Origin of the sequence: Vibrio sp. B1REV9 (assembly GCF_905175395.2) — a bacterium.
Taxonomy (GTDB): Bacteria; Pseudomonadota; Gammaproteobacteria; order Enterobacterales; family Vibrionaceae; genus Vibrio; species Vibrio alfacsensis.
This window is the reverse complement of sequence record NZ_HG992746.1, coordinates 971,642-993,764: the sequence shown is the minus strand read 5'-3', so window position 1 is coordinate 993,764 and position 22,123 is coordinate 971,642. Positions and strand designations below refer to the sequence as shown.

Genomic DNA, 22,123 nt, shown 5'->3' with positions numbered 1-22,123 from the left:
AGTTCGGCATGGATAGCTTGTTATTTACAGCTACGTCGGGTGCAAGCCGTGTTCTTAAGGCTCAGCACGTACGTTCGAACAACTTGTCGAATGCGGATACTGCAGGTTTCCGTGCAGATATGGAGCGCGTTAGCAGTATCGAATTGCAAGGGGCGGGGTTTGATGGACGAACCATGGTCGTGACGAACTCCGCAGCAACGCGCTTTGACTCTGGTGACATTATGAAAACTGGTCGTCCACTTGATGTCGCTATCATGGGCGATGGTTATTTTGCCGTGGAGACGCCTGCTGGTGGGGAAGCTTATACCCGAGCAGGTAACATCCAAGTGGATACATTCGGTGCGATGTCGATCAATGGTTTTCCTGTGTTAGGCGAAAATGGTCCTCTTGTTGCGCCTGATTTTCAAAAAATCGAAATCAGTGAACGTGGGCGTGTCTCTGTCATCCCTCCTGGTGGGGGGGCCGAAGTGGAAGTCGGAACGTTAAAGCTCGTTAAGCCGCCAATGGATCAATTACAGAAAGAGAGCGACAGCTTGTTGCACAGTGCAGATGGCGCGCCTTTTCCAATCGATGAAACCGTACAAATTTCGCCAGAACATCTAGAGGGCAGCAACGTGTCCGCGATTGATGAACTGTTAAGTGTGATGTCTCTAACTCGCAACTTTGAAATGCAAGTTCGCATGATGAAAACCGCAGAAACACTGGCTCAAGCTGGCAATAAATTGATGGCGGCGAAGTAACTCTTTTTAAAGAGAGTTTCCGCCCAAAGGAGATAAGCAATGCATTCAGCATTATGGGTAAGTAAAACAGGTATGGCAGCGCAGGATACAAAAATGACTGCCATTTCCAATAACCTTGCAAACGTTAATACGATTGGCTTTAAGCGTGATCGAGTTGTTTTTGAAGATCTTTTTTACAGCATTCAGCGTCAGCCAGGTGCGCAGGTTGACCAAGTAAACGAGCTGCCAAGTGGTGTTCAACTTGGTTCTGGTGTGCGTGTAGTAGGAACGCAAAAAGTCTTTACTCAAGGCAACACTCAAAATACCACCCAAGAGTTGGATTTAGCCGTGATGGGACAAGGTTTCTTTCAAATTGAAAACTCTGACGGCCAGATCATGTACACACGTAATGGTCAGTTCCACATTAACTCAGAGGGCTTAATGGTGAATAGCCAAGGTCTTCCATTGGAGCCACAAATCCAAATCCCAGATAACGCGATTTCATTTTCGGTTGGTGTGGATGGCACGGTAACAACAACCTCTGCTGACGATTCAACACCACAGCAACTGGGTCAAATCACGTTGGCGAAGTTTATCAACCCTGCGGGCTTAGAAGCCGTTGGCGGTAACTTATTCCGCGAGACGGAAGCAAGCGGCCCTGCGGATGAGTTGATCGCTGGTGAAGATGGCGCAGGCAGTATCAAGCAAGGAGCTTTGGAAGGTTCGAACGTACAAGTCGTTGAAGAGATGGTTGAAATGATCACGACTCAACGTGCGTATGAGATGAATGCCAAAGTGGTCTCAGCAGCGGATGACATGCTGAAATTTGTCTCGCAATCAATGTAATAAAGAAGTGGTGATGATGAAGGATTACACAAACAAATGGCTAGCGAAGAATTGGGTCATTGCTGTGGTTTTATTGGCAGGTTGTGCTGGGCGTCAGGAATTTATTCCGCCAGAGCCAAACGCAGAAGAGTATGCGCCACCAGTGCTTGACTACACGCTACCGGATACGAAATCGGGCAGCCTTTATCGTCACCAATACACCATGACTTTATTCCAAGACCGCCGCGCATATCGCGTTGGTGACGTGCTTACGGTGCAGCTTTCAGAAGAAACGTCTTCCAGTAAGAAAGCGGGCACTCAATTTGGTAAGAACTCGACCGTCGATTTTGCCGCTCCGACGATTGGTAATAAAACTTACAATGAATTTGGCGTCAGTCTTGATGGAAGTCGCAATTTTGATGGCAGCGCATCCAGTTCACAAGGTAATAAGTTACAAGGTGCGATAACGGTCACCGTGCATGAAGTGTTGCCTAATGGTGTCCTCCGAATCAGCGGTGAAAAGTGGCTGCGTCTGAATCAAGGGGATGAGTTTATTCGCCTTACTGGGATTGTTCGTGTCGATGACATCAGTCGCAGTAACCAAGTTTCTTCTCAGCGTATCGCAGACGCTCGAATTACTTATGCAGGCCGCGGGGCATTGGCAGATAGCAATGCGGCAGGTTGGTTAACGCAATTTTTTAATAGCCCATGGGTACCATTCTAATGAAGCCAATAAATGCTTTTCTTTCTTCTTTCTTATTGGCATTAACGTTGGGATTGCCAATGACCGCTCATGCCGAAGTGGAAATTCCTATTATGGACTTGGTTGATGTGCAGGGTATTCGTGAGAACCAACTTGTCGGCTACGGTTTAGTGGTTGGCTTGGCTGGGCAAGGTGACCGAAACCAAGTCAAATTTACCTCACAATCTATAACGAATATGCTGCGCCAATTTGGTGTGCAGATTGATGACAGTATGAATCCTAAGTTGCGTAATGTGGCTTCAGTGAGTGTCACCGCTTCGGTGGACCCAATGGCGGGGCCGGGGCAGGCGTTGGATGTTGTGGTCTCATCTATTGGTGATGCGAAGAGTTTACGTGGCGGTACGTTGCTACTGACGCCACTTCGAGGTATCGACGGTGAAGTGTATGCCATTGCCCAAGGAAGTGTTGTGGTTGGTGGCCTTTCAGCAGAGGGTAAAAGCGGCTCAAAAGTAGAAGTAAACACACCAACCGCGGGTCGTATCCCTAATGGTGCAATCCTCGAACGTGAAATTGAGACCGATTTTAATGAACGAGATGAAATTACTCTGAATTTACGCAAGCCAAGCTTTACGACTGCGAAGAATATAGTACGAGAAATCAACAGTACATTTGGACCAAATGTCGCGGTCGCGATTAACAAAGCGCGTGTGGACATGCGTGCGCCTATGGATACGCAACAGCGCGTGATTATGATGTCGATGTTAGAAGAAATGAGTGTGGTTGAGGGTCGTAAGCCTGCTCGCATCGTCTTCAATTCGCGCACTGGTACCGTCGTTATTGGGAAAAATGTGAAAGTTGGTGAGGCGGCGGTGAGTCATGGCAATTTGACAGTCCGTATCTCCGAATCAGAACAAGTGAGCCAGCCGAATGCATTCTCTGATGGTGAAACCAAAGTGGTCAATCAATCCAAAATTGATGTGAACGAAGAGCAAGCTCAAATGGTGATTTGGCCTCCGGGGACTGAGCTCAACACGATCGTCAGTGCGGTAAACAGTTTAGGTGCAACGCCAACAGACTTGATGTCCATTCTACAAGCATTGAACGAAGCTGGCGCATTAAACGCTGAACTGATTGTGATTTAAGGATTGAGAGATGAAGTTAGACAATAGTGGTGACCAAACTCCACTCAACGCCATGCTTTATCATGACAATAATGCCCTAGCGAGCATCAAGCAGAGTCGTGATAAAGAGGGAGCGCTCGAAGTGGTTGCCGGCCAGTTTGAAGCCATGTTTCTGCAAATGGTACTGCGTCAAATGCGCAGTAGCAGTGATGTGTTAGCTCACAAAGACAGTCCATTTTCGAGCCAACAGCAAGGTGTGTTTCGAGATATGTACGATGGGCAACTCGCGATCGAATTAGCAAAGAAACAAAACTCAGGTATTGCTGATATGTTGGTTCAGCAGTTGAGTCCATCGATGCGAGAAGTCGCGTTTGATTCTACTCGTAACATATCGCCGGCGAATGACCACGATGACGTAGACTTTGAACGCATATCACAAGTTGAAAGCGAAGCGGCAATCACGCATCCCAATACGATTAATTCTGTTCAGCAAGCGGTCGCCTCTGTGCAACAGGTGCTTGGTGAAGCCGGTATGACAACCGCGTTTTCTCAGCCGCTGAACAGAAAAATGGAGCTGTAAATGAATCTTGTTAATATCGCCCTATCAGGCTTAAACGCTAATCGTGTTGCTCTAAACGTTACCGCACAAAACGTGGCAAACGTCAACACGCCGGGATACAGTCGTCAGCAAGCGCTGATGGCGTCGGTTGGCGGTAGTGTATCTAACTCATTAAGTGCCGGAAATGGTGTCGAAGTGACGAGCATACGTCGAGTTACAGACCAATATTTGGTTAAGCAAACATGGTCAACGAACAGTGCTGCATCTTATGCTTCGAGTTATACCGTGGCGATGAGCCAACTAGAAAATACGCTAGGTGCTGATGGCTTTAGTATTTCTGCGGGCTTAGATTCATTTCATGCTGCTCTTAACGACGCAACCGTTAAACCAGATTCAGTTCCATTTCGTCAGCAGATCATCGCAGAGGCTGAAGCATTATCTCGTCGCTTCAACACGCTGAATGAGTCATTACATAACCAACACAAAGACATGAGTGACCAGCGCACAGCGGCATTGGCGAGTGCGAACAGCCTGATGGCGAACATTGCTCAGGTGAATAAGCAGATCGTTGAAATGCAAGGCAGTGGCGGAAACCCTGCTCAGCTGATGGACTCACGTGATGCGTTGGTCGGTGAACTATCAAAAATTGTTGAAATTAAAACCACAGATCAGCCAGATGGAAGCCTGCAAGTGACACTTGCTTCCGGTCAGCCGCTGGTTATGGGGGCTGATTACGGAAAGCTGACGGCCACTCCAGATGTCAATGATCCTTACTTGGCAGAACTGAATGTCGAGTTTGCTAATCAAGAATTTGCGGTTGAACAATCTGTTGGTGGTCAATTAGGTGCAATTAATGATTATCAAACGGACGTTTTGAAGAAAAACCAATTCGCATTGGATGACATGGCAAAAGCACTTGCTGATGAATATAACGACGTATTGTCTACAGGCAAGGATCTCAATGGTAACCCGGGAAAACCACTATTTAGTTATGATCCTGCGAACCCGGCGTCTAGCCTCACTATCACTGATATCGATGCTGAGGAGTTGGCATTTTCAAGTGATGGTACACCGGGTAATGCGGATGTACTTAATGATTTGATCGCATTGAGCAACAAGTCCGTTGTCATTACAGGCTATGGCTCCTTAAGCCTTAATGATGCCTTTACCGCCATGGTCGGTGATGCCGCCGTTAAGTCTCGCCAAGCCGCTTCTGATTACGAAGCCAAAGCGGCCATGAACCATCAAGCTCATGCTGCTCGCGACAATGTGAGTTCAGTGAATAGTGATGAAGAGGCGGCGAACTTAATGACGTTTGCGAACGCTCACAATGCGAACATGAAAGTGATTAGTACGGCTAATCAACTGTTTGACTCCGTTTTACAATTGTTCTAATAGGAACTACAGATGCGTATCAGTGATAACCAATTTAGCCATATGATGCTTCAAAGCCTGCAAAGCAACAACGCAGGTCTTGGTTTAGTCATGCACCAAATGTCCACAGGTGAGCGACTAACAAAACTGTCTGACGATCCAATGGCGTCAATTAAATTACTTAACCTAGAGCGCGAAACTAGTGCGTTAGGTCAATACCAAAACAATATTGCCAATTTAAAAACCACACTATCTCAGCAAGAAGTTCACTTAGATGCGGTCAATGAAAGTTTAAAAAGCATGCGAGACTTGGTGCTCTGGGGGGCAAATGAGACCCTAACGGATGAAGACCGTACAGGGATGATTACTGAGCTAAAAAGTTACCGCGATTCGATTGAGTCGTCTTTTAATACGCAAGATCAGGAAGGGCACTACATCTTCTCTGGAACGCTTACTACTACGCCAGCCATTAATAGCTCAACAGGGAATTACGTCATTGATGGTAACAGTGATAAGAGAGTGGTGACGGTAGCAAAAGGCGTGACGATGGAAGCGAACATGACCGCGCAAGATATCTTGGAGCTGGGCGGCGGTGATAATGTACTTAATCAAATTGATGCTCTAATTGCAGAATTTGAGAATCCGAGTCCAAATTTTCAAGCTGAAGTAGGGGCTAGCCTAGAAGCTATCGATGCTACAATGGCAAACGTGCTAGGGGCGATGACCGAAATCGGTGGACGCCACAATAACTTAGATTTGATGGATAGTTCGCACAGCGAAAACCAACTGTTTGTTGATAAAGTGACAGGCGATCTATCAGCGCTGGATTATGGTGAAGCTTCTGTACGTTTGAGCGACTACATGGCGGCATTACAAGCCACCCAAGCGAGTTACGTAAAGATCAACGATCTTAATTTATTTGATCGTATTTAAGGAACACCCCACATGGTAATGAGTGCAGTAGAGGTTAGACCCCATAGCATACGACTTGGGGGGCAAGAACAAGCCTCTATCATGCCCACCCGATCAGCAGATTCAAGTGCTGCGATCAAGCCACGTCCGGTTACTGTTTTGGCTGATGCAGCGACATCAGCCTATTCAGTTTCTGGCATTCAACTCATGCAAGGGCAGCAGCAAGCAACGGCAGTTCAAATTGCTTCTAAATCCTTACAAGTCATAGGAAAAGAGCTGACTCTCATAAAGCGCGGCTTGTCTCAGGCTCTTCACCAAGGTGTGCAAAACGTTCCTGGCTTACAAGATTCACTCGTACGCTCGAAGAGTGGTATTCAGCAAGTTGTTGAGCAAGCGAGTTTTGATGGTAACAAAGTCATCGATAATGAACTGCACCTTAAACTCGATAAAGCAAACATACGTCGATTTTCTATTCCGGGATTGAATGTCCATCGTTTGAGCGAGAGAGCTGAGCAGATTCGTTTGGACTTTCCTCAAGGACAGTCGGTGATGATTCAGTTTGATGGCTTAGCGGATGGTGAGCGCACCGTTAAAATGCTTGACCGAAGTGTGATCGGATTGGGAATGCGAGCGTCACTCGGTGAAGATGGGTCTATTTTGTTTGAAGCATCGGAGACGGCTTACCGTCAAATGCAACAAAAAGTACTGGTCACGGGGGAGGGACATCGATTCCCAGCAGGCCAGCCGAATGTGCTTAGTTTGAAAGCAGAACCCGATGGTATTGCCGAGTTAAGTTTTGATCTCGGTTCGCGTGACGGCATTAAGCAATCTATTGCGAAAGTGAATCAACACTTAGGGCAAGTTCAAACGAGTTTAGAGCAGGCGAAAGACTTTCACAGTGAGTTGGGTGTCCAGATGCAATCTGTTCATAACAGCTCTCGTCAGCTTTCTGTTAGTGCTGTTAACGCAAAATTAAACAGCTTTATAGAGAGCTCTTCTCAATTTACGTCAACGTTTCAAGCCTTAAATGCGCAGGCGAATGTTCGTCGACATACCGTGGTGGCTTTGCTTAAGTGAACGATTGTTTTCATGTGTCTGTTTGTGCCCAAGTTCATAAAAGCAACTTGGGTATCGTATGTCGCTGAGATTGACAAACCATTTTTTAAAGCCCGAACTAATTGTTCGGGTGAGCCACAGAACGATGCAACTTCTGGAATAGCCACCCAAGCGCGATCAATGAAGCACCTAAACCCAAGAAGCTCATCGCTCGCCAGAACCCATCTAGTGAGCGGACATCCCACAAGAATACTTTGAGAGCGACACAAGCTAGCACAATCAGCCCAGTTCGTTGTATGACAGGTATCTTGCCTGTGACCCCTTTCCATGTCAGTACGCCGCCTATTAGTAATCCGGTCACCGAGTAGGTAAACATTTCCGCCATGCTAGTGGATTGGGCAAGTGTCATTGATGTCGTTTGCCAGAACTGGCGGATAGACATGCCTAACCAAATGGCACCTAAGGTGAAGCCGATACTCGTAATGGCTTTGGGTGGAATACGCAGAGTGTTCCAACGCTTATAGGCGGTCACGATAAGTATCGCAGCAGGCAATAGCCACCCCACTGACAGCATGTTAAATACAGGCATAGTCTGTGCAGATACGTTGTTCACTAATAGTGGTGATTCAAGGCTGTTAAGTAGTGCAATAAGCACAAGAAAAATGCACCAAAGCAGATAGCTGTATGCCTGATACATTCGCTCTAGTTGCTGGGCTAATTGACTGCGATAACTGTAGATCAAGCCCATCACGAGCGCTTGATTGGCAAAAACAATCGCGGAAGTGAAATCGACATGGCCAATATAGCCATATTGTCCAGTTAACCAGTAATTAGTTTGGGTGAAAAGGGCCATCAAGAAAACATGCAAAAACGCACCTTCAAACCAATTCGCGAGTTCGTTTTCAGAACGCTGCAATACACTACGAGCGTACGCGAGAATGGCCAGTGATGGTAGGTAGCTGATGATAACCCAAGCCCAATGCTCCGTATTGACGGGTTGCCAATCAGGAATGAATGGCAAAAGGGTCAATCGTACAACAAGAATGCTCATTGCCAGCTTGACAGCCCAACTCGCAGGTCGGAATAGGCTTGATTTAACCTGTAGTGCCATTACCGCAACTTGCAACGAAATCGCTGTTGTTAGCCAAGTGTCACTTAACCAGATGAAAGCGGTACCTGCAATCATGGTATGCATGATCGCAGAACACTCAAAAGCGAGATCTTTGTATCGCAAGCCAATCAGCAGGTAGTAAGCGGTAACTAACGCTGTAAATACCGTCCAACTGAGAACATGGCTTTCTACAAACTCATTGGTATAAAGCAATACCAGTAGCGTCATTGATGGCGCAAGTACAAGAAAAAATCCAGTTGCCATTTGTGAACGGTCATTGGCTAAGGTTTGGCAAAGCGTTCTTAGGGCAATCAAAGTAATGCAGATGCCCAGTGCGATGAGAATGAGAGTTTCGCTATTGGTCATGTAGAGCAAGTGAAGAGCGATGGATAACATCAGGGATGCAGCAAACACCACCAAGATAGAGGGCATATATATTCTGAGTGACCAACCTGTTCGAATTGCAGGGAGCCAAAGCAATATCACTAAGATCGCATATAAGTAGCTCATTTGTATTGGATTGATGCTTGGCAGACGCGCCAATGCGGATAAAGCCAATAACACAGTAGCTAATGCGAGGACTGTTGGTATGTGCGTCCACTTTCCTTGATTATGGCGAAAACGCGGGTTTAACATCCAGCCAAGCCTAGGCACCGCGAACAGTAAATATGCAGTCAGTGAAAGGAAAATTGCCAACCATGAGAACAACGTTTCTGTCGGGATGTTTTCGATTAATAATAGCATCCAGATTAAATGAGGGCCGGCAATACAGAGAGAAATCCATGCGTGTCGGGTCCTTTGCATCAGCAGCGTTGCTGCGATAGAAATGGCACTTATGTAACTGGCAAGTAAATAGTAATCAGGTTCTGTTCCACCAATCCATAGTGGTGCGGAGTAGCCGCCAATTAAGCCTAATAATGCCATCAATGGTCCTTGGCGTAGTGACAATGCCAAGCTAAAGAAAGCGGCGCTCGCTAACATAAGTAAAGAAGCGCCTGGCGTTAACATTTGATAGAACACAAATGCGAAGATCACCGTGCAGTAAATGCCAGTTAAACCTGTTCCAGAAATAGCGGCAGGCACATAGGTGAAACCTTGCGCGCGTTTGGCTCGATCTAGACTTTTTTGCTCACGACGATGAAACCACTCACCTAGCAACACCGTCACAAGGGAAACGGACAATGCAATGGATACTCGCATGATGGGTGAAAATTCGATATGGCTGCCAATGACTTGAACCAAATAGCCGCCACCCATCAGCATAGCTAATGCCCCAACCCAAACGAGCCAGTTTTCTTGAATATTGCTTAGGAGCTTACTGGCTTGTTTTTCAAACAATGTTTCACTACTTTGTGCCAATCCGGCGATATGAACGTCGTCTGTCGATAGAATATTGGGTTCTTCAAGTGGCGTTGTGTCGTTGGGTACTAATGGTTCATGAGGCTCATATGGGCCCGTGTTATCTGGTTTTATACTATTTGGTTCTGTGCTTATCGGTGTTCTTGCTGAGATGGATCCGACGGGGGCACTTGTTTGCGCGTTTAGGTTTAGAGAGTGCAATTCGGATTTTTGGTTTTTAACGGACGTGTTCTCAAACGGACGCGCTCGCAATTCCGACAACTCTTTTTTAAGGCTAGATAGGTCGTCTTCTAGCTTTGATATTCGATTCACCGCTTTTAACGTGATGAGCATGGCGAAAGTCGCCAAAATAACCGCCAGTGAAATAAACAACCGTTGCACTCCTTGTTGCTGTTTTGAATCCTTGACTTTGAGCAGCTTAGTCAAGTTTAGTTCACAGTATCACAAGTTTATGGGAACTATCTCCAAGTCATTTTCATTGAACTCCGTCTCTTGAGCTTACTTGGGTATAAACTATATTCATAATACTTTTCAAAATCTTAATTGGCGTAGAGTGAGAGCTTGGCCAAATAATAACAAACTAGGTGACGATACATGCAAGTTGGCAATGAAGCGCTGGTGCTGTCAGCGGTTGGGGTGATTGGCTTAGGGTGCCAATGGTTAGCATGGCGAATGCGTTTGCCAGCCATTTTATTTTTGCTTTTAGCTGGCTTAATTGTAGGACCGTTTCTGCAATGGCTTCATCCGGACGATATTCTCGGTAATCTACTGTTCCCTTTGGTTTCCCTTGCCGTAGCCGTGATCTTGTTTGAGGGCAGTTTAACGCTGAACTTTAAAGAAATTCGTGGGGTCAGTGGTTCGGTTTGGAGCATTGTTTCTGTTGGTGCCATTATCTCTTGGATCGCAACAAGTGTGGCGACTCATTACTTCCTTAATTTTACTTGGGAGCTAGCGATTCTGTTCGGTAGCTTAACCGTCGTTACTGGCCCAACTGTGATTGTTCCACTGCTTAGAACGGTGAGACCGACCTCAAAGCTTGCGAATATTCTGCGCTGGGAAGGCATTTTGATTGATCCGTTAGGCGCGTTGTTTGTGGTGATGGTCTACGAGTTCATTGTCTCGCATAATGCGGTGAACAGTGTTGAAGTGTTCGGCACTATTATTGCGGTCGGTTTAATGTTAGGCGTTGCGTCTGGGATTGCTGTGGCAACCGTTTTACGACGAGCATGGCTGCCAGAGTACCTTCAGCCGTTTGCAGTGTTAATGGTGGTACTTGGCGTTTTTTCTGTGTCGAATCAATTAGAATCAGAGGCAGGATTACTTACCGTGACGGTCATGGGGATGTGGTTGGCTAATGCGAAAGGGATCAATATTCAACAGATCTTGCACTTTAAAGAACACCTCACAATATTGCTGATCACAGGGTTATTTATCTTCTTAGCAGCCCGAATCAGCTTGGATGATTTTGCCTCACTAGGGATCGGAGCACTCATTTTATTTGTCTTCATGCAACTTGTCTCTCGTCCACTCTCGATTTTCATTTCGACTTTTAGAAGCAACTTATCATTCAAAGACAAAGTCTTTCTTTCTTGGGTAGCGCCACGGGGTATTGTCGCAGCGTCTATCTCGTCACTATTTGCCATCAAGTTGATGGAGTTTGGAATCAGCGAGGCAACCTTACTTGTCCCGATGACTTTTATGGTGATCATCGGTACTGTCGTATTGCAAAGTGCGACTGCTCGTCCAATGGCGTTAGCTCTTGGTGTGGCAGAACCAGCGCTAAGAGGGTTTTTACTGATAGGAGCGAATCGTGTGGCAAGGGAAATTGGTCAAGCATTGGCAAGATATGATAGACGAGTGCTATTAACTGATTCCAATTGGGACTACATCAGCCAAGTTCGTATGTCGGGAATGGACCATTATTATGGTAATCCAATTTCAAGCCATGCGGATGATAACCTTAATCTAATAGGCATTGGAGAAGTCGTCGCGCTGACGCCAGATCAACATTTCAATATTATGGCTTGTATGCAGTTTGTTAGCGAGTTCGGTGAAGATAAGGTCCATTGTCTGCAAAAAAGTAAATCGAACGGCAGTGAAAAGCATTCGGTAGCCCAAGAATATCATGGAAAATTACTCATGGGAGGCAATGTCAGTTACACACAATTGGCGAGTTTGCTGAGTCAAGGCGCAGAAATTAAGCACACAAAATTGAGTGATAGCTTTACCTATCAGCATTATTGGGAACACCACAAAAGTAATTTAGTAATACCTCTTTTTCATGTTGAAGAAAAAGGCAAAATTGAATTTTGTGATGATCCTGAACAGTTCGCGCCATCAACAAACAGTACAGTTGTCGCGTTAATTCAAACAGATGCCTCGGATTAGTTACAAATAAATGTGATGGGTGCCAACTCCCCCATACCCAATCACCTCTTACGAAACGGTCATTCTGACACATCAGAGTGGCCGTTTTTCTGTTTATTCCCCAAGCTTATATAGAGCTTTCATCGTGGTGTTTAAAACGTACTTAGGTTTGATTCCTATCGGGACGATTGTGTTTTTCCATCAACGTAGAGTTCGGGAAAAAATTGATACATTTCTGAATTTTCGCATTGACGTTAATGGCAAGGATCGCAATACTGCGCCACTGTTTGACTTTAGGGTGACAATATGGCTTCGCAATTCAATCGAAAAGACCTGCATCTTGACGCTGTTTTACATCATGATATGAGCATGAAAAATAAAACGGCGGGCTTTGAGACCGTCGAATTTGAGCATTGTGCGTTGCCAGAATGTGACTTTAATAGCATTGACCTTTCTAGCAAGTTTCTCGGTCATCAATTGAAATTACCATTTTTGATCAGCTCGATGACAGGCGGAGCAAAAGATGCAGAAATCATCAATTGTCGTTTGGCAGAAGCGGCAAGTGAGATGGGCATTGCGATGGGGGTGGGCTCACAGCGCGTTAGCCTAGAAGATAGCCTGCATTCGGGTTTGGGTAAAACCATCCGTGATCTTGCGAAAGGTGTGCCGTTGTATTCCAATTTAGGTGCAGCACAACTTCGAGACAAACAGCGCCTTGATAATGCACAGCGCGCCGTTGATTTTATTCAAGCAGATGCGTTATTTGTGCATCTTAATCCAATGCAAGAAGCCTTTCAGCAGAACGGCGATCACGACTGGGTTGGTGTGCTTAAGTCGATTGAGCAACTCAAGCAGCGCGTGAATGTTCCTATGATCATCAAAGAAGTGGGCTTTGGCATTAGCGGTTCGGTTGCCAAACTGCTTGTCGAAGCAGGCGTAGATGCGATTGATGTTGCAGGAGCTGGTGGCACAAGTTGGTCTGCTGTAGAAGGTTATTGCCAGGCTGATAGCAAAATGCAGCGCGCAGCAGAACTGTTCCGTGATTGGGGCATTCCGACCTCTATGTGTTTAGAGCAAATTCGAGGGTGTTATCCAAATCTGCCTTTAATTGCTTCTGGTGGCGTTCATAATGGTTTGGAAGCGGCAAAAGCGATACACCTTGGAGCGAATCTCGTAGGGCAAGCTGGCGCGGTCCTAAAAGCAGCGACCATCAATACCGAATCAGTAATCGAACATTTTGATCAAATGGCGTTGGAATTACGTTTAGCTTGTTTTGGCACAGGTTCTGCGCATCTTCAAGCATTGACTCAAGCTCGTCGTCTCTAATCTAGTCTCTAGCGCTATTCGTCTTGGTAGCGGTAATGTTCCGTGCAGTTTTATTTGAAATATTAGCGTTCAGTTCATCTATTGTTGGACTGGTCCTGTTCACTGAACATGAACTCAGTGCAGTTAGGTTGATTTTAAGACAATTCGTCGCTTTTATAGAGTATGAGTCTATAAATTGTCGGAGAATTAACACTCGGACCAATATTTTGGGTATATTCTCTTCACTGTTTGTAACTAGGCTCTGGAACTTATGAAAAAAATCGCAATGCTACTATTGGCGGCAACTGCATTAACCGCTTGCTCTGATGAAGTAGGCACTGAAAGCTGGTGTACCAAAATGCGTGACAAGCCAAAGACTGAATGGACAACGGATAACGCTTTAGATTTTGCTCAGCACTGTGTACTGCAAGACGGTGTTGGCAGCGAGCAATGGTGTAACGGCCTGAAAGAAAAACCAAAAGGCGAATGGACGGCGAATGAAGCGACAAGCTATACCAAGCATTGTATCTTCTAAACACACAGTTTTTACTGATGGTTGTATATTCTACAAACCGAGCTTTTGCTCGGTTTTTTGTATTTGAATGATTCATTACTTGTATGCGTTTTCTAACTCAATATACTGGCAATGAATTTAACCAAATTGGCATAAGTGCTTTGAGAATGAAAATGAAAAAAACGATATTAACACTTGGTTTGGTGACAGCTTTGTTTGGCTGTGAAGATGCAACAAAGGCCATTGATGAGGCGCAAGCCGCCGCAAACAAAGCGATTGATTCGGTTCAAGAGCAGATTGAATCGGTTGAATCTGCTTTTAATATTGATCAATTTCAAGGTGCGGCTGACGCTGCGCAAGAGCTCGCTGAATCAGTAGAAGAAGCAATGAATGTGGACTTTAGTGATCCTGAAGCGCTGGTAGAAGCAAAAGAACACATTGCCAATGCTTATGCCTGTTTAGTTGATGCCTCAACGGAGTCAACGGTTGAAAAAGTCATGGATAAGGTGATGGCATCAATTGGTGACGAAGAGACGAAATCCTTAATTGAAGAAGGGATTGAGAAAGCACAAGCAGCAAAAGAATGCGTCATGTAAGTTCACGCTTTCTTGAAAGCAGGGGGATCTTCGGGTCCTCCTTTTTTATGTCCGTCATTTGTCGCTACAAGTGGATGGATAATGGCTTACTTTTACCAAATACTTCAAATTAAAACTTATCTCAGTCTTTGTTTTTAGCCCCTTTTGATTTGATGAACTAAAATTTCATAGTGTTCACGAATAGGGATATAGGTTCAAAATGAAAAAAACATTTTTTGCAGTGATAATGGCCTTGGCGTTGTTTGGTTGCGAAGACGCGAATAAAACCGTCGATGATGCTCAAGAGGCCGCAACAAAAGCGATGGAGAAAGTTCAGCAAACGGCCGACGATGCGACAGAAGTCGTGCAAGAGCAGATGGACAATATGCAAGAACAAGTTGATTCAGTCGCATTTGATTTTGACCAGTTTTCTACCACATCTGAGATGGCAAAATCGTTTTCTGATGCAGTAAAAGAAGCGATGAATGTAGATTTTAGTGATCCTCAAGCTGTTGAGGATGTAAAAATAAAATAGCGAACAGCTACCAATGTTATGTCGAGGCAACATCTGAATCAGAGGCCGACAGTACGGTAAATGGGATGATGGCGTCAGTAAGCAATGATGAAGTGAAATCGTTGATAGAAACAGCTATTGAGAAAGCAAAAGCAGTAAAAGCGTGCGTGATGTAAACGTTTATGGTCAATTGGGAGAGGGGCGTGTTTTTACACTCCCCTTTTTTGTTTCAAGCAAATGTTCTAAAGCAAAATGTTTCAAGCAAGATGTTAGACCAAAAAGAAGAAATACAGAAAACAGACAAATGCTAATAATGTCGCAGATAAAACAGGATAAATGATATAAGCATCCTGGTGGTTGGTGCGTTGGTAGCACAGAGAGACGAGCAAAATGTTGTACACCACAAGCAACAGGCTGATCATGGTTCCACTGTTTAGGTTTAGCGTCGATAACTGCGAGAGAAAAAACGCCAACAATAGGTAGTCGAAAATGATTAGCCAGAGAAAGGCTTTTTTTATTGGATCATTTTTGGCTTTATTGGATGCGGGTATGGGCATAGTGAACTCAACTGAACAGGCTCTGCAACATCAATAGCTTATGGATAGATTAGGGTCACCGAGGTAGGAATGGTGACCCCTCAAATTAGAGGTTTTGAATTTTGGCCTCTTGTGAATCTGAGTCCACAGAATAGCGGATCACTTCTTGCCTGATAACAGGTTGGTTGAACTGCGCTTTTTGTTTTGCTTTTTGCAGTTCGCTATCCGCTTGGTTACCAAAAAATGTTTGAAGCACTTGTGCTGCTGGTGTGGTCAGAACAAATAGCTCGATACGACGATTTTCGCTTGAGTCTGGATCCTCGAAGTTAAGTAATGCTCGGTCAGACATGCCCGTGACTTGCATTACTCGATCGTCGGGCATTCCTCCCTCTACAAGGGTATTTCGAGCCACGTCAGCACGGCTTGCCGAGAGTGCCCAGTTTGATTGCCGACCGTAGCCTTGTTTAAAGGGCGTAGAGTCAGTGTGACCGCTGATAATCAAAGGGTTACCTATTCGCTGAAATACAGGAGCGAGTGCTACTAATAAATCCTCGAAAAATGGTGTTAGCTTCACCCCGCCACGAGTGAACATATGCTGTTTATAGTCATCTTGAAGAACAATGCGCAGACCTTGAGGGGTAACAGTAACGTTGACATTCCCTTGTGCACTGATTTGCCCAACCACCTCGTCAATGACTTTTGCAAGTAAAGCCAATTGCTCTTGCGTATCGAAGTTGCCCGGAATTAGGGAGTCGATTTTTGGACCATCACCATCACCTTGGAAAAACGAGCTGACGATGTGATTGGAATTGTGCTTACTTGGCACAGAAGAGTCCTGTGCCAAGTCGATAGGAGAGATACTTTGCGACGAATCAAATGGGTTACCAAAACTTTTGTCGAACACGCTCGCACTATGCAAATGTGCCATGATGGCTTTGCGTTCTTCTTTGTCGACCACTTGCATGACCCAAAGGACGAGGAACAACGCCATTAGAGCGATCATAAAATCGGCAAATGCGACTTTCCACGCACCACCATGAAATTCGTCATGATCATGTGCTCTTGCACGTTTGAATACCACATGCTCTTGTTTTTGCATTATCCCTCCTGTTCAGTTAGCCACTTCTCCATTTGGTTAAAAGTAGGTTTGATGTCTAGCTGAATGTGTTTACGGCCAGCATCAATTGCAAGCAATGTCGGTTTTTTCGCCACGTAAGCGACCAAGGTCGCGCGTACGCATTCGAATGCCGTCATATTTCGTTTGACTCGCTGGGCCATGGCGTTACTCAGTGGATCTAAACAACAGTAACAGCCAAAAATACCAATAAATGTTCCTACTAGGGCTGCAGCAACGTGGTAGCCGATCAAAGCAATTGAACCGTCAATGGCTTGCATGGTGATAATAATGCCGCCGACGGCTGCCAAAATACCAAAGCCAGGAAGTGCTTCTGCCGTTCGTTGCATTGAGCGCGATGGCAATAGCATTTCAGTTTGGATCGCTTCGATTTCCTGTTCTAACAGTCCCTCTAATTCATGAGGCGACATTTGTCCCATTGCCATTAAACGTAAATTATCGGTAATGAAAGAAATTAATCGATGGTCTGTGCTGACTTTAGGGTACGCTTGGAAAATTGCGCTTTCTTCTGGGGATTCGATATGTGAATCTAAGAACTTGAAGCCTCGGCTTCGTGCTGTTTCGAGTAAATGATTGAGTAATGCCATAAGTTGCATGTAGTACTCATATTCTTGCTTTGGTCCAGAGATGGTAGCGCGCACCTGTTGGCGCATTTCTTTAAGGACTTGAGGCGGGTTGCCGATAATTAGCGACCCGACGGCTGCTCCTATGATGATCAGAAATTCCGCAGGTTGCCAAATGGCTCCGAGTTTGCCGCCCGCCCACATGTATCCACCAAAGACACATAACAGAACGGTAATGGCTCCAAAAAACTTTTGCATTGTGTGATTCCTAAGAGGACAGTAATTGATTGAGTTGCTTAAGCGCTTGTTTGTGCAGTTGACAGATCCGTGGAGGTGTCAGATCGAGCACAAGGGCGATTTCATGTAAATTGAGTTCGTGTTGATAAAACAGAGTCAGCAGCAGTTGATCTCGTTTGGACAACTTGTTTAATGCAGTTTCCAAGCTTCGACGGATATGTTCATGTTCCATACCGTCATATTGACCGCCAAACTGGTTGTCGTTACCACTTTCCATCAGTTGATCAAGACTTTGCATTTCGCCCGCTAATGCTGCATTTTGCCTATTGTAATAATCTTGTTCATCGGTCCCCAAAGCGTTGATGATTTCGGTATCGGTAGGTAACCGTCCCAAAGCACGTGTAAGATCGCGGGTCACATCATTGAGCTCGTGAGCTTGTTGACGAGTTTTACGAGAGCGCCAGTCGAGACGTCGTAGTTCATCCAAAATCGCCCCTCGCACTCGGCAAACGGCAAATGCAGGAAAATGAGGGTCGTCTACGTCACCATAGCGGCGTCCCGCTTCGATAAGCGCAATTAATCCGATTTGCTGCATGTCTTCAACGCTGCAATGAGAAGTCGCGTGTATTCGCAATTGATTTACCACTCGTTTAACCATCACTTGGTGGCGTCGTAGCAGCGCATTTTCATCGATAGCACGAGAGGCCGTGTGAGCTTCGTCTGCTGAGGTATAACTTTCCTGTAAATTCATCTCCAACATAGCTGTACTCCGCTACTGCACAACATATTTGGTGAGCAACACATCATCAATATCATCAACGATATCCGTCTCGGAAAATGCCACAAGCAGCGTGTCTTTCACTTCGTTTTGAAGCGCATCAATAGCTCCGGTTTGCTGTAACTCATCAAATGTTTTATTGCTGAATAGCTTGAGTAGTGAGTTCTGGACAACAGGCATATAGTTGTCTAATTGTTGAATGCGCTCAGGTCGGCGAGTTTCAATGGCAAGTTCTAGCATCACGAAGTGTGTTTGCCTTTTTCCTTTGACAGTCAAAACAATCTTATCTAGAGGATGAAAGCTAGGGTGCTCGTTCTTTTTGTCTTCTTTACTTAGAAAATTGAAAGAGAGGTTGTCGAGTAGAGAGGCTGAGTTACTCGGTGATGTTTGTGTACTTTTATTCAGATACCAAATACCGCCTGTGACGGTGGCGGCCGAAACGAGGGCACTGGTGATGATCATAGTGGTAAATAGCGCGATCATGTTTTTCTTGGTCATAACCTTTTTTTCCTCGATGTGCATTAGGCTTGAGTATTTAGCCAATGCTCTGAATAGCTTGGTGTATTAGATTGAAGTGAAAGGACTTCTTTGGCAGAAAAGATATTTGTATCTTCTTCGTATTGCTCTTGTTGTTGAGACCGTTGACCTTGTTCCGAGCCGACATTCACATCAACGTGAACAAAGTTCTGTTCTTGTAGTTCGGCGCGAAGACGTTCAGAGACTTGCATGAGTGCTTCACGAGTTGCTGCAGTGTTGGCATTGATTTGCACACTCAGACGATCGCCCTCAACACGGACTAAAACGTCTAACTTCCCGAGATCGGGTGGGTCTAGACGAATTTTGGCTTCCTGCACATTTTGTTGAGCTTGAAGTGTCACGCGGTCATGAAGCACTTGCATCATTTGCTCACCCCATTTAGCCGCTGAGGTGTCTACTCGAATAGGGGCCCACTCAGGCTTGGTGGCTGTCGAAGATTCAGTAGTGGAAGATAAGCTTTGAGCTACCTCACTCACCATCGCTTGCATGGTTGGAGTTTGCGTCACGATAGATTGAGTAATGGCAGGCGTCTGGTGTGGCTGAGTGTGAACCGATGTCGCTTCTATTCCGATCATAGCGCCTGAAGACATTGAACTCGAAGCTGAAGTGCTGCTAATTACTGCCGATTCGCGTGAGGTCGCCTCATGGATTTTCGCGGCCATAGAGGATGGCAAATCTCGACCAATACGATGTTCATTGTGCAGCGCTGTTGAACCGCCGAACGACGCTACGTGTTGGGAGGGTAACATGCCAAGCATTGTCTCTATGGACATATCCATGCTGACGTGCGTGAGCGTTGATGCCATTGGCGAAGATGGATCTGCCGCTTTTCCGTCTTGAGCGCTTTGCTGTTCAGTGCCGGCAGGCTCAGTGTGATCAAATGATGGCGTAAGGGGATCAAAGACATTCTGCAAATTAAACGATTCTGTCGTGTTCTGATGATTAAATCCATTGGCGACAACCACGGAACTCTTCTGTGCCAATGCTTCGCCACTCGCTAAGCCGGATGGCTGTTTCATTGCATTTACTAGCATCTGTTAGTACTCCATCGTCATGGCAAGTTGGTAAGCTTGAGCTCGTTCTTGTTCTGATTGCATGTTTTCTAACTTCTTTTCTAGCTCACAGGCCGCTTTTTTTAAGGCACAAAAAGCCTTACGGTGAACAAGTTTGAGCTGTTCAATATCGGGACGAAGTGCTCGTTCAGTGAGACAGTTAGGATGGCTCCTCAAGATATTTCCCATGGTCATATCAAGTTGTTTAAGCGCATCCCAATTTTGCTGCTCGGTCGCTTGTTCGATGCAAGTTGTCAATCGCTTAAGGAGAGCGGATGTGACTTTAGGCGAGCTTTCCAAAACCTACCCATCCTTCTCGAATGTTGCCCATAACGCGTTCAACGTTAGTGAGTTTGTCTAAATCGTTGTGTACGCTAGCGTTAAACAGCTCTAGTTGGCAAAAGTCATAGAGTTGATGCAAGTTTCGGCAATCTCACCGCCGTTTTCCATATCTAGCGCACTGTCTAAGCCCACTAAGATATTCATGCATTTATTGATGCTTGCCCCTTTTTGCGCCAGTCGTCCTGCACTCATGTGGCCGCGGGCACGTTCCACTTCATTAAGCAGTCCGTCTATCAGCATCACTACAAGTTGGTGTGGTGATGCAGCCGCAGCCTGAGCATTCAAATCGACTTGTTGGTACGAATCGTACCCAGAATCTAAAAACATATAAGTTTATCTCCTAGCCAAATAACGACATGTTTGAGTTCATTTGAGTAATAACGGCGTTCATTTGCGTAAACTGTGCAAGATATCGGTTGTAAGACATGCTGTATTTACGATCGAGTTGATCCATTTTGTCGTCAATTCGGCTGACATTGTTCTCTAATGTCTCTTTCTTAGTCGATAACATGCCGCTGCCCGTTTGGATGTAAGGTTCCATGACCTTTTCCATCGAGTCGAGTAAGCCTCCGTCACCGTTAAATAATTGCTCTAATGCGGCGCCACCATTTTTTTGTGCTTCAGCGAACTTTTTGTCATCCAATGCTAACTTTCCGTCGCTGTTCATACTCAGTCCAACAGTGTATAAACTGGTGCCACTAAACTCGGTTCGAATCATGTTCGAAAGTTGGCTTTTAATTGAACGCATGGTTGAATCACTTGCAAGAGCACCTCGTTTTTGGTCTTCCCCCCCAATAGCCATATGTTCGTTAATGGTCGACATGACATTGTTAAAGGCATCGACAAATTTCGTAATTTGTTCTTTGGTTGCTTCGCTGTCTGGACCTACAGCCATACTAATTGGTGCGTCGTCGACGGTTTGCGCTTTGGTTACTGTGATATCAACACCCTCAATCACACCTTCAAACGTGTTGCTTGCGTTAGTCAGTTTTAAGCCCGTATCTTTTGCACCTAGCCAGATAATCGCGTCTTTAGGTTCTGAGATGGTGTTTAGATTTGCGCCAAATGCGTTAGAGAACCAATCGTCTGTGCCTGCAGTGGTGCCAGTTACTTCAACCGCAACCTTGTTCGCTTCGCCGGTCTCTGCAGAGGCAAACATCAGGTGTGTTTCACCGTTAGAGCGAACCAGTGTTGCATTCACGCCGGGGTTGTTCTTGTCATTGTTAATGGTATTAACCAGTTCGGACATGGTTGCTTTACCATACCGTCGATATCGACGGTGGAAAGATCGACAATTAACTCTTCACCGTTCACGGTGAATTTCATTTCGCCAGTGGTTGGAATTTCCGTATCAGCAGCGATTGAAGTACCAGAAAAGTTAGCCGATGCTTGGTGGTTAGTTGCCACTTGTTCAACAAAAATTTGGTAGTTCCCACCAATAGCGTTAGCGTCAACACTGGCACTAAAGAACCCATCTTCTGAAGTACTTGCTGAGTTGCTGATAACACTGTTACCAAATCCACTCATGCTCGTGATAACACTTCTAAATTCACGCATTGCCGATTCAACTTTGCCGATCGCGCCAATTTGCGCTTGATATTTATCCGCCTGCAATTGGTAGCGATCTTGAAAAGGCTGCACTTCATAAGTGGCTAGCGATGTAGCCATAGTGATTGGATCGATCGAACTCATTTCTCGTTTCCTAAAATTGATGAACCCGTGCAATGATTACAAAAAGCAAAAAACGATCCATTATTTTTGTGTAATTAAAACAATGGTTTGACTGTTGTTTTGCTTTTTATAAGGAAGAAAATGTTCCATGTGGCGCTTCCTTCTTTCCTTAGGAAATCTTTGCTTATACACAGTGTTAAAGGCGACCAAATAGTGGAAATAATTAACTGGGAAAGTGATGAATATGAAATGCGCCCC

At 45.3% G+C, this 22,123-nt stretch carries 21 protein-coding genes and 2 pseudogenes; 13 read left to right on the top strand and 10 right to left on the bottom strand.

Annotation, left to right across the window (positions count from 1 at the left end; genetic code table 11):
- Window positions 1–8: 8 nt before the first annotated feature.
- From KHN78_RS18510 to KHN78_RS18475, 8 genes are read left to right on the top strand one after another with little or no spacing between them, the layout of a single operon-like run.
- On the top strand, window positions 9–740 hold the full coding sequence (locus KHN78_RS18510) for a flagellar basal body rod protein FlgF (protein WP_211917977.1): 732 nt from the start codon (window positions 9–11) through the stop codon (window positions 738–740).
- 39 nt (window positions 741–779) lie between these two features.
- A complete protein-coding gene (gene flgG / locus KHN78_RS18505) occupies window positions 780–1,565 on the top strand; it encodes a flagellar basal-body rod protein FlgG (protein ID WP_211917975.1) in 786 nt (261 codons plus the stop codon).
- Window positions 1,566–1,578: 13 nt separating this feature from the next.
- The gene (gene flgH / locus KHN78_RS18500) at window positions 1,579–2,268 is read left to right on the top strand and encodes a flagellar basal body L-ring protein FlgH (protein ID WP_211917973.1); all 690 of its coding nucleotides are present in this window, start codon (window positions 1,579–1,581) and stop codon (window positions 2,266–2,268) included.
- Window positions 2,268–3,389 carry a flagellar basal body P-ring protein FlgI gene (locus tag KHN78_RS18495; protein WP_211917971.1) on the top strand — a complete coding sequence of 374 codons (1,122 nt, stop codon included), beginning with the start codon at window positions 2,268–2,270 and terminating at the stop codon, window positions 3,387–3,389. Before flgH ends, KHN78_RS18495 begins: the two co-directional genes overlap by 1 nt.
- A gap of 10 nt (window positions 3,390–3,399) precedes the next feature.
- Window positions 3,400–3,948, top strand: coding sequence for a rod-binding protein (locus KHN78_RS18490; RefSeq protein WP_211917969.1), 549 nt, complete (start codon window positions 3,400–3,402; stop codon window positions 3,946–3,948).
- The gene (gene flgK, locus KHN78_RS18485; protein WP_211917967.1) at window positions 3,949–5,322 is read left to right on the top strand and encodes a flagellar hook-associated protein FlgK; all 1,374 of its coding nucleotides are present in this window, start codon (window positions 3,949–3,951) and stop codon (window positions 5,320–5,322) included.
- A gap of 12 nt (window positions 5,323–5,334) precedes the next feature.
- The gene (gene flgL / locus KHN78_RS18480; protein WP_128812570.1) at window positions 5,335–6,234 is read left to right on the top strand and encodes a flagellar hook-associated protein FlgL; all 900 of its coding nucleotides are present in this window, start codon (window positions 5,335–5,337) and stop codon (window positions 6,232–6,234) included.
- A 12-nt stretch (window positions 6,235–6,246) separates the two neighbouring features.
- A complete protein-coding gene (locus KHN78_RS18475; protein ID WP_211917965.1) occupies window positions 6,247–7,290 on the top strand; it encodes a flagellin in 1,044 nt (347 codons plus the stop codon).
- Between the two features lie 97 nt (window positions 7,291–7,387).
- On the opposite strand, the gene KHN78_RS18470 is transcribed toward KHN78_RS18475, so the two are convergent.
- On the bottom strand, window positions 7,388–10,120 hold the full coding sequence (locus tag KHN78_RS18470; RefSeq protein ID WP_211918925.1) for a DUF2339 domain-containing protein: 2,733 nt from the start codon (window positions 10,118–10,120) through the stop codon (window positions 7,388–7,390).
- A 213-nt stretch (window positions 10,121–10,333) separates the two neighbouring features.
- On the opposite strand from KHN78_RS18470, the gene KHN78_RS18465 reads away from it, so the two are divergent.
- The 5 genes from KHN78_RS18465 to KHN78_RS18445 all read left to right on the top strand — a co-directional run bounded on the left by KHN78_RS18465 (window position 10,334) and on the right by KHN78_RS18445 (window position 15,035).
- Window positions 10,334–12,127, top strand: a complete 1,794-nt coding sequence (locus tag KHN78_RS18465; protein WP_211917963.1) for a cation:proton antiporter — start codon at window positions 10,334–10,336, stop codon at window positions 12,125–12,127.
- A 285-nt stretch (window positions 12,128–12,412) separates the two neighbouring features.
- On the top strand, window positions 12,413–13,432 hold the full coding sequence (gene fni, locus KHN78_RS18460; protein WP_211917961.1) for a type 2 isopentenyl-diphosphate Delta-isomerase: 1,020 nt from the start codon (window positions 12,413–12,415) through the stop codon (window positions 13,430–13,432).
- 250 nt (window positions 13,433–13,682) lie between these two features.
- Window positions 13,683–13,946 carry a DUF3012 domain-containing protein gene (locus KHN78_RS18455; RefSeq protein WP_211917959.1) on the top strand — a complete coding sequence of 88 codons (264 nt, stop codon included), beginning with the start codon at window positions 13,683–13,685 and terminating at the stop codon, window positions 13,944–13,946.
- A gap of 152 nt (window positions 13,947–14,098) precedes the next feature.
- Window positions 14,099–14,521, top strand: coding sequence for a hypothetical protein (locus tag KHN78_RS18450; protein ID WP_128812575.1), 423 nt, complete (start codon window positions 14,099–14,101; stop codon window positions 14,519–14,521).
- Between the two features lie 199 nt (window positions 14,522–14,720).
- Entirely contained in the window at window positions 14,721–15,035 is a 315-nt protein-coding gene (locus tag KHN78_RS18445) for a hypothetical protein (RefSeq protein WP_223917793.1), read from the top strand.
- A gap of 248 nt (window positions 15,036–15,283) precedes the next feature.
- On the opposite strand, the gene KHN78_RS18440 is transcribed toward KHN78_RS18445, so the two are convergent.
- The 9 genes and pseudogenes from KHN78_RS18440 to fliD all read right to left on the bottom strand — a co-directional run bounded on the left by KHN78_RS18440 (window position 15,284) and on the right by fliD (window position 21,886).
- The gene (locus KHN78_RS18440; RefSeq protein WP_128812576.1) at window positions 15,284–15,571 is read right to left on the bottom strand and encodes a hypothetical protein; all 288 of its coding nucleotides are present in this window, start codon (window positions 15,569–15,571) and stop codon (window positions 15,284–15,286) included.
- An 85-nt stretch (window positions 15,572–15,656) separates the two neighbouring features.
- On the bottom strand, window positions 15,657–16,649 hold the full coding sequence (locus KHN78_RS18435; protein WP_211917957.1) for a flagellar motor protein MotB: 993 nt from the start codon (window positions 16,647–16,649) through the stop codon (window positions 15,657–15,659).
- Window positions 16,649–17,506 (bottom strand): flagellar motor stator protein MotA, encoded by an 858-nt coding sequence (motA, locus tag KHN78_RS18430; RefSeq protein WP_128812578.1) that lies wholly within the window; start codon window positions 17,504–17,506, stop codon window positions 16,649–16,651. The genes KHN78_RS18435 and motA overlap by 1 nt, the downstream gene beginning before the upstream one ends.
- 10 nt (window positions 17,507–17,516) lie before the next feature.
- Window positions 17,517–18,245 carry a FliA/WhiG family RNA polymerase sigma factor gene (locus tag KHN78_RS18425; RefSeq protein ID WP_211917955.1) on the bottom strand — a complete coding sequence of 243 codons (729 nt, stop codon included), beginning with the start codon at window positions 18,243–18,245 and terminating at the stop codon, window positions 17,517–17,519.
- Window positions 18,246–18,257: 12 nt separating this feature from the next.
- On the bottom strand, window positions 18,258–18,761 hold the full coding sequence (gene fliL, locus KHN78_RS18420; protein ID WP_211917953.1) for a flagellar basal body-associated protein FliL: 504 nt from the start codon (window positions 18,759–18,761) through the stop codon (window positions 18,258–18,260).
- Window positions 18,762–18,784: 23 nt separating this feature from the next.
- Entirely contained in the window at window positions 18,785–19,834 is a 1,050-nt protein-coding gene (locus KHN78_RS18415) for a flagellar hook-length control protein FliK (protein ID WP_211917951.1), read from the bottom strand.
- 3 nt (window positions 19,835–19,837) lie between these two features.
- Complete coding sequence (locus tag KHN78_RS18410) at window positions 19,838–20,152, bottom strand: hypothetical protein (protein ID WP_211917949.1); 315 nt, start codon at window positions 20,150–20,152, stop codon at window positions 19,838–19,840.
- A pseudogene (gene fliS, locus KHN78_RS18405) lies at window positions 20,136–20,521 on the bottom strand (flagellar export chaperone FliS). The gene KHN78_RS18410 and the pseudogene fliS overlap by 17 nt, the downstream one beginning before the upstream one ends.
- A 13-nt stretch (window positions 20,522–20,534) precedes the next feature.
- Window positions 20,535–21,886: pseudogene (gene fliD / locus KHN78_RS18400) on the bottom strand (flagellar filament capping protein FliD).
- Window positions 21,887–22,123: the final 237 nt, after the last annotated feature.

Excerpts from the sequence above, each read along its gene's own strand:
- KHN78_RS18510 (WP_211917977.1), top strand. The coding sequence starts at position 9 with ATGGATAGCTTGTTATTTACAGCTACGTCGGGTGCAAGCCGTGTTCTT.
- KHN78_RS18415 (WP_211917951.1), bottom strand. The coding sequence starts at position 19,834 with ATGCTAGTAAATGCAATGAAACAGCCATCCGGCTTAGCGAGTGGCGAA.
- KHN78_RS18475 (WP_211917965.1), top strand. The coding sequence starts at position 6,247 with ATGGTAATGAGTGCAGTAGAGGTTAGACCCCATAGCATACGACTTGGG.
- flgK (WP_211917967.1), top strand. The coding sequence starts at position 3,949 with ATGAATCTTGTTAATATCGCCCTATCAGGCTTAAACGCTAATCGTGTT.
- KHN78_RS18465 (WP_211917963.1), top strand. The coding sequence starts at position 10,334 with ATGCAAGTTGGCAATGAAGCGCTGGTGCTGTCAGCGGTTGGGGTGATT.
- motA (WP_128812578.1), bottom strand. The coding sequence starts at position 17,506 with ATGCAAAAGTTTTTTGGAGCCATTACCGTTCTGTTATGTGTCTTTGGT.
- KHN78_RS18490 (WP_211917969.1), top strand. The coding sequence starts at position 3,400 with ATGAAGTTAGACAATAGTGGTGACCAAACTCCACTCAACGCCATGCTT.
- KHN78_RS18425 (WP_211917955.1), bottom strand. The coding sequence starts at position 18,245 with ATGTTGGAGATGAATTTACAGGAAAGTTATACCTCAGCAGACGAAGCT.
- flgG (WP_211917975.1), top strand. The coding sequence starts at position 780 with ATGCATTCAGCATTATGGGTAAGTAAAACAGGTATGGCAGCGCAGGAT.
- KHN78_RS18435 (WP_211917957.1), bottom strand. The coding sequence starts at position 16,649 with ATGCAAAAACAAGAGCATGTGGTATTCAAACGTGCAAGAGCACATGAT.
- KHN78_RS18440 (WP_128812576.1), bottom strand. The coding sequence starts at position 15,571 with ATGCCCATACCCGCATCCAATAAAGCCAAAAATGATCCAATAAAAAAA.
- fliL (WP_211917953.1), bottom strand. The coding sequence starts at position 18,761 with ATGACCAAGAAAAACATGATCGCGCTATTTACCACTATGATCATCACC.
- flgH (WP_211917973.1), top strand. The coding sequence starts at position 1,579 with ATGATGAAGGATTACACAAACAAATGGCTAGCGAAGAATTGGGTCATT.
- fni (WP_211917961.1), top strand. The coding sequence starts at position 12,413 with ATGGCTTCGCAATTCAATCGAAAAGACCTGCATCTTGACGCTGTTTTA.
- KHN78_RS18455 (WP_211917959.1), top strand. The coding sequence starts at position 13,683 with ATGAAAAAAATCGCAATGCTACTATTGGCGGCAACTGCATTAACCGCT.
- KHN78_RS18450 (WP_128812575.1), top strand. The coding sequence starts at position 14,099 with ATGAAAAAAACGATATTAACACTTGGTTTGGTGACAGCTTTGTTTGGC.
- flgL (WP_128812570.1), top strand. The coding sequence starts at position 5,335 with ATGCGTATCAGTGATAACCAATTTAGCCATATGATGCTTCAAAGCCTG.
- KHN78_RS18495 (WP_211917971.1), top strand. The coding sequence starts at position 2,268 with ATGAAGCCAATAAATGCTTTTCTTTCTTCTTTCTTATTGGCATTAACG.
- KHN78_RS18445 (WP_223917793.1), top strand. The coding sequence starts at position 14,721 with ATGAAAAAAACATTTTTTGCAGTGATAATGGCCTTGGCGTTGTTTGGT.